General features: G+C 62.5%; 8 protein-coding genes. 6 read left to right on the plus strand and 2 right to left on the minus strand.

Translation table 11 applies throughout. The features are described 5' to 3' along the window. Nucleotides 1–110 precede the first annotated feature (110 nt). Both YU1_RS0121420 and YU1_RS0121425 read right to left on the minus strand, forming a co-directional pair. Nucleotides 111–941, minus strand: a complete 831-nt coding sequence (locus tag YU1_RS0121420; protein WP_029005831.1) for a PhzF family phenazine biosynthesis protein — start codon at nucleotides 939–941, stop codon at nucleotides 111–113. A gap of 108 nt (nucleotides 942–1,049) precedes the next feature. Then, a complete protein-coding gene (locus YU1_RS0121425) occupies nucleotides 1,050–1,520 on the minus strand; it encodes a winged helix-turn-helix transcriptional regulator (protein WP_029005832.1) in 471 nt (156 codons plus the stop codon). 132 nt (nucleotides 1,521–1,652) lie between these two features. Here YU1_RS0121425 and YU1_RS30570 point away from each other — a divergent pair, with 132 nt between their 5' ends. From YU1_RS30570 to YU1_RS32870, 6 genes are all read left to right on the plus strand, one after another. Beyond that, nucleotides 1,653–2,408: a hypothetical protein gene (locus tag YU1_RS30570; RefSeq protein WP_245263401.1), complete on the plus strand. Its 756-nt coding sequence runs from the start codon at nucleotides 1,653–1,655 to the stop codon at nucleotides 2,406–2,408. A 168-nt stretch (nucleotides 2,409–2,576) separates the two neighbouring features. Next, entirely contained in the window at nucleotides 2,577–2,915 is a 339-nt protein-coding gene (locus YU1_RS34840) for an SDR family NAD(P)-dependent oxidoreductase (RefSeq protein WP_342447006.1), read from the plus strand. After that, nucleotides 2,894–3,376, plus strand: coding sequence for an SDR family NAD(P)-dependent oxidoreductase (locus YU1_RS34845; RefSeq protein ID WP_342447007.1), 483 nt, complete (start codon nucleotides 2,894–2,896; stop codon nucleotides 3,374–3,376). Before YU1_RS34840 ends, YU1_RS34845 begins: the two co-directional genes overlap by 22 nt. Before the next feature lie 308 nt (nucleotides 3,377–3,684). After that, the gene (locus YU1_RS0121440; RefSeq protein WP_245263402.1) at nucleotides 3,685–5,418 is read left to right on the plus strand and encodes an AAA family ATPase; all 1,734 of its coding nucleotides are present in this window, start codon (nucleotides 3,685–3,687) and stop codon (nucleotides 5,416–5,418) included. Beyond that, nucleotides 5,412–5,774, plus strand: a complete 363-nt coding sequence (locus tag YU1_RS33630) for a hypothetical protein (protein ID WP_156922340.1) — start codon at nucleotides 5,412–5,414, stop codon at nucleotides 5,772–5,774. The genes YU1_RS0121440 and YU1_RS33630 overlap by 7 nt, the downstream gene beginning before the upstream one ends. Before the next feature lie 27 nt (nucleotides 5,775–5,801). Further along, on the plus strand, nucleotides 5,802–6,000 hold a 199-nt coding region (locus YU1_RS32870; RefSeq protein WP_029006138.1), incomplete at its 3' end, for a transposase.

Raw genomic sequence — 6,000 nt, forward strand, 5'->3', positions numbered from 1 at the left:
ACAAGGTATATACGCCGTCAGTATAGCGCGGCCCGGTGAGGCGGGACAATCCCGGCCGGCGCAAGGCCCGCCGCAGCGTCGCCGGCGACGGCTGAGGCGGGGGGCGCCCCTCAGATCTCCGCCGTGCCGTCCAGGAAGAAGACGCAGGCGCCTTCCAGCAGCACGCGGTCGTCCTTCAGCGTGCAGGTCATCTCGCCGCCGCGCGCGGAAGCCTGGAACGCGGCGAGCCGTGCCTTGCCGAGCCGCGCCGCCCAATAGGGGGCGAGCGTGGTGTGGGCGGCGCCGGTGACCGGATCCTCGTCGATGCCCTTGGCCGGGGCGAAATAGCGGCTGACCATGTCGAAGCCGCCAGCCTCGTTCCCCGCCGCTCCGCTTCCCTGCGCCTCTTGCCCCGGCGCGGTGACAATGAGGCCGGGCCGGTCGAGCCGCTTGACGGCGGCGAGATCGGGAGCGAGGGCGCGCACCTGCGCCGCGCTCTCCAGCACCGCCAGATAGGTGAAGGCATTGGCCCGCACCTCCTGCGGCACCACGCCGAGGGCGGCGGCGATGCGGGCGACGACATCCGCCTCGGCCACCGGCTCGGACGGGCGGGCGGGAAAATCCAGCACATAGCCGGCGGGCGTGCGCGCCACCGGCAGCGGGCCGCTGGCGCCGTGGAAGGTGACGCTCGTGCGCCCCGGCTCCAGGCGCTCCATCACCACGGCGGCGCTGGCGAGCGTGGCGTGGCCGCACAGCGGCACTTCCACGGCGGGGGTGAACCAGCGCAGGCGATAATCGGCGCCGTCCCGCACCAGGAAGGCGGTCTCGGACAGGTTGTTCTCCGCCGCGACGGCGCGCAGCACGTCGTCCGCCGGGTAGGCGTCCAGCAGCATGACGGCGGCGGGATTGCCGGCGAACCGCCGGGTGGTGAAGGCATCGACCTGGAACAGGGGGGCTTTCATGGGGAGGACCGGGGGTGGGGGATGGGGGGAAGGGGACTTTCGCTCCCTGCGCAGGAGCGGACCCCAGGGTGGGAAACGGTGTTTCGACCCAACAGGGGCATGTCGGGCTCAGGAGCGCGTTTGATCGGCATCCGTCCTTCGCGCGACACAAAAATCCTGAGGTTCCAAGACCCGGCCGTCCTGAGCCACAAGCTGAAGCGGTGGCAGCGGCTGCCGGTTCAGCTTGTCCACGACCGCGTAATCCAGTTCCCCGGGCGCGAAGCAGTGCTGCTCGCCCCACTGCCAGAGCGCGACCAGTATGACGCCCAGCTCCTGCCCCTTGGCCGTCAGGACGTAGAGATGGCTCAGGCCGGATTGGGGATCCGGCTCTACTGTAAAAATGCCTTCGTCGACAAGTTTTCGCAGCCGCGCCGACAGGATGTTGCGGGCGACGCCGAGGTTCTTCTGGAATTCGGAAAACCGCCGGCGGCCGTTGAAGGCATCCCGGATGATGAGCAGCGACCACCAGTCGCCCACGACCTGCAACGTGCGCGCGATGCCGCAACCGGCGCCCGCCAGATCCGTCCGCTTGCCCTTCATGCCTCGGCACGCTCCATCAAAATACGAGTTGCAAAATTAAACCTGTTCGGGATATGTGTCTATAGGTTTCAAATTTAAACCATTATCGGCAGGGGCCGGCATGGCTGGGAGATGAATGAAATGAACGACTTAGTGGATCTGGCCATCAAGGCGCATGGCGGCTGGGAGCGTTGGGCGCAGCTCAGTGACCTGCGCGCCCATGCCAATATCGGCGGGGGCATCTGGGCTTTGAAGGGCTGGCCGGGCGCCTATGCCGACGTCGACGTGACCGTATCGACACGCCGCCCGCACGCCGAATACGCGCCCTTTCCACGGACCGGACAGCGCGGCGTCTGGGAGCCCGAGCGGACGGCGATCGTCACCGACGACGGCGGCATCGTCGAGGAGCGCACGGCGCCGCGGTCCTTCTTCCACGGTCACGCCATCCCGACGCCCTGGGATCAGCAGAACCTGATCTATTTCGCCGGCTATGCCATCTGGACCTATCTGACCACGCCGTTCCTGTTCCGGCTTCCGGGCTTCGAGGCCGAGGAAATCGAGCCATGGACCGAGAACGGCGAAACCTGGCGCCGGCTCAAGGTGACCTTCCCGGCCACCGTGCCCAGCCATTCGCCGGTGCAGACCTTCTATTTCGACGCCGCCGGCCTGCTGCGCCGGCACGACTACAGCGTCGACATCATGGGCGGCACGGCCAGCGCCAATTATGCCAGCGACCATAAGACCTTCTCGGGGCTGGTGATCCCGACGAAGCGCCGGGTCTATGCCACGCGCCCGGACAACACCCCGATCCTCGATCGTGTCGCCGTCGCGATCGACATCCTGAACGTCGAGGCCATCGACCGCACGGGCTCCCGGACACCGGGCGAGGCCGGGGCATGCGCGATCTGACCGCCCCGGCCGCAACGCCTTTCCCGGACTGAACCGGCGCCTGGAATGGCCGAGACGATACAGCGCTCGCGCAGCCCCCGCGATGCCCAGCCCTCCCGGATCGATGGGTGACGTTCACCCGCCGGCGCGGGCGCAGGGCTTCCTTCACCAACACATAGGAATCGAAACATGTCGAATGACTCAAAGGGCCTCGCGATCATCACGGGCACTTCCACCGGCATCGGCGCGGTCTATGCCGATCGCCTCGCGCGCAGGGGGTATGATCTCCTGCTGGTCGCCAGGACCGAAGCCCGCCTGTCCGCCGTGGCGGAGCGCATCGCGCGGGACACCGGCCGGTCAGCCGCGATCCTCCGCGTCGATCTGGCTGATCCGGCGCAACTGGCGGCGTTCGCCGCGCGCGTCGAGACTGACCCCGACCTCACGCTTTTCGTCAACAACGCCGGCATGAGCCTGCACGGCACGCTGGCCTCCTCGATGAAGCGGAAGTGCTCCAGCTCCTGGCCCTGAACGTCGTTGCCCCGACGCTTCTCGCCCGGGCGGCGGCCCGCTCCCTGGCCAGGCGCGGCGGCGGCGGCATCATCAACCTTTCGTCGGTTCTGGCCCTCGCGCCCGAACGGTTCGAGGGCACGTACAGCGCCAGCAAGGCGTTCATCCTGAACCTGACGCAAGGCCTGGCGGAAAATCTGAAGGACAGCGGCGTTCACGTGCAGGCCGTCCTGCCAGGCGCCACGCGCACGGAGATTTGGGAGCGCTCCGGCAAGGACATCAATTCCTTCCCGCCCGATTGGGTGATGGAGGTCGATGATCTTGTCGACGCTGCTTTGGCCGGCTTCGACGCCGGCGAAACGGTCACGATTCCCCCGCTGGCCGATGAAGCGCAGTGGACGGCCCTGCAGGCCGCGCGCCACGCCATGCTGCCCAACCTGTCCCGCCGCGACGTCGCCGCGCGCTATCGCATTCGGGCGTGACGGCGGGGAGCGAACGGCCGGGGGGGGGGGGGGGGGGCATCGATCTGGAAGAGGGGGGCTCTCATTTGGAGGGGAGTGGGGGAGGCAAAAACGCGCCAGGAGCCGACATTCTTGGAAGCGTTCATGAAGGTCTGCTCCCGACCCCATTGCGGACATTGAGCCAAACCCGGCGGTATCCCAAGCGCGGACATACGGTATGATCGAAGACTGCGCGGCGGTGGGTGGTTTGCCGAAGGCCCTTGCAACCCCGGATCACTTACATAACAATACCATTGTTGGCAGGGGGATTTTCAGTGCGAATAGCCTATGTGGGCTCCAGCAAGGAATTGCGGCAAAGCTGGCTCAGCAAGAAGGGAGACATCTTACTTCTCCTGCGCGACCGTTGGGACGACTTCGGCTACAAGACACGCTTCCCAACTATTTGCAGGGTCAAGGGAGAGGTGGTCGAACTTGGCGCTATTCGAATACTATTCGATAAGCAGCATGCCTCGCACACCTTCTTGGCTAACCTGCGCGAACAGGACTGGGACGGAAATTTCCCAATTGACGATGCCAACTATATCTCCGTTCCCGAGGAGATCACGTTTTGCGAGCACCTCCGAGACCTGCTTGACCCTCAAGATGCCGTGGACATTGCGCTGGCGCTAAGGGACGCCAGCCATCTGGTGTTCTCTCTTGAAGATGAGCGGGCGATAAAGCTCGTCGATACGGAAGGATTTCGGACATCGCTGCAACGAGAGAGATCGTCACAGAACAGCTTTGAGGACGGATGGCGTAAGCTAGGCGGAGAAGAGCTTGGGGTCAGCGATCTGAAGTTCACATTTCGCGATACATTCGATGATCTGTCCGAGCTGGCGTTGAAGTTTGTTTCTCGCTCGCCCCTGCCGCATGATATTAATGTGATCATCGGACCGAACGGTGTCGGGAAGTCATCGGCACTTCGGCAGATGATCAGAGCATGGATACAGCCGAAGGCCGATCATCCAGAGCTTGAGGGGGCTCTCTTCTATTCAAGGCCAAATCTCAGCCAACTGGTCGCAGTTTCGTACAGCCCGTTCGAACGCTTCCCGGTAGATACCGACGATGAACCGAGCTTAGAGAAGGCCTTAAAAGACAAGGATATATATCGGTTCTTCGGCTTCCGGGGGCGCCATTTATCCCAGAACACTCGTCGGCCTACCAGTATCAGAAACAGTTTAGCAGTGCCAAGGACCAATGCCTGTCTCTCGCTTATCCAGTGCCTTGTCGACGACAGACGTTACGGAACCATCAAAGCTTGGGCCAATAAACTGAGGACATTGGAAAATGTTCTCAGTAGTGCGATCGACTTCGACACCGCAGCAGTCAGATTGCAGCAGGATGCCGAGCTGCACGAGATCATTGGCGACGATCCCCCCGAGCAAGCGCAAGTCTTCGAGCTAGATGCCACAGGATCAGATGGCGAGGATCTGTTGGAGCGCTACCTCGCGATTTCCCCAGGCAACGACATGATCAACATCGCCGCTCTCCAGAAGCATGTCGATCTTGAAGGTGGCGTCGCATTTTTTCGCGATGGCAGCCACGTTGAACTCAGCTCGGGCCAAAGGCTGTTTTGCTACATAGTGGTGAATGTGCTCGGAGTCATGCGGCGCAATAGTCTCGTAGTGGTCGATGAGCCAGAGCTGTTTCTGCATCCGACGCTAGAGATCCAATTTGTGTCGATGCTCAAGCAACTTCTTCGCACCTACGGTTCCAAGGCACTGGTGGCCACGCACTCGGTGGTTACGGTTCGCGAAGTTCCCAGTCGGTGTGTGCATGTGTTCGAGCACACAGACGACGGCCTGCGTATCACCAACCCACCATTCGAGACATTCGGCGGAGACGTGCAACGAATTTCCAGCTACGTGTTCGGCGATCGTTCGGTTTCAAAGCCGCACGACGCTTGGCTCAAGGATCTCCTGCGGCAGTACGGGACCGCTGACGCGGTGATCGAAGCACTCGATGAGGATCTCAATGAGGAGATTATCATCCAGCTCAACGCGATGGAGCGTGGCAAATGGTGACGAAATTGCCATTGCCGGAAACTTGCAGCCTTGCTTTGATGGATGTGGTTGTTGCGGAACGTGCCAATGGACCAAACGCCAAATACTTCAATGGCATCTCCGCAGAATGGCGTAGTCGTATCGAGACCTACATCGTGGAGCACGGAAATCCAGAATCTGTCCCGAAATGGCCCGCTATTCATGCGCACCGTACGCGGTTTCACACGCTGTACAACACTCCGCAAGAGCACCATTCGCAATATGCCGTCCTCAAGGGCCTTCGGGATCGCAAGCTTCAGTTTTGTCCATCATGCGGGGAAGAGGGCAGCCCTAGGGTTCAGACCCATAAAATGATTTGCGTTGGCAGCGTGTTGTGATTCACCAGATCCATGGAGGATCTGGTGATGAGCGGAGACTGTTTCTGGCTGACGGATGGACAGTTCGCACGGCTTGAGCCGCATCTGCCCAAGGACACGCGTGGTAAGCCGCGCGTCGATGACCGACGGGTGATCAGCGGCATCGTGCATGTTCTGAAATCGGGCGGCCGATGGATCGACGCGCCGCCTGAATATGGGCCGCGTAAGACGCTCTACAACCGCTTTG

Origin of the sequence: Azorhizobium doebereinerae UFLA1-100 (assembly GCF_000473085.1) — a bacterium.
GTDB classification, from domain to species: Bacteria; Pseudomonadota; Alphaproteobacteria; order Rhizobiales; family Xanthobacteraceae; genus Azorhizobium; species Azorhizobium doebereinerae.

Bases quoted from the DNA above. Each gene is read 5' to 3' on its own strand.
- YU1_RS0121425 (WP_029005832.1), bottom strand. From the start codon at position 1,520: ATGAAGGGCAAGCGGACGGATCTGGCGGGCGCCGGTTGCGGCATCGCG.
- YU1_RS0121420 (WP_029005831.1), bottom strand. From the start codon at position 941: ATGAAAGCCCCCCTGTTCCAGGTCGATGCCTTCACCACCCGGCGGTTC.
- YU1_RS34840 (WP_342447006.1), top strand. From the start codon at position 2,577: ATGTCGAATGACTCAAAGGGCCTCGCGATCATCACGGGCACTTCCACC.
- YU1_RS33630 (WP_156922340.1), top strand. From the start codon at position 5,412: ATGGTGACGAAATTGCCATTGCCGGAAACTTGCAGCCTTGCTTTGATG.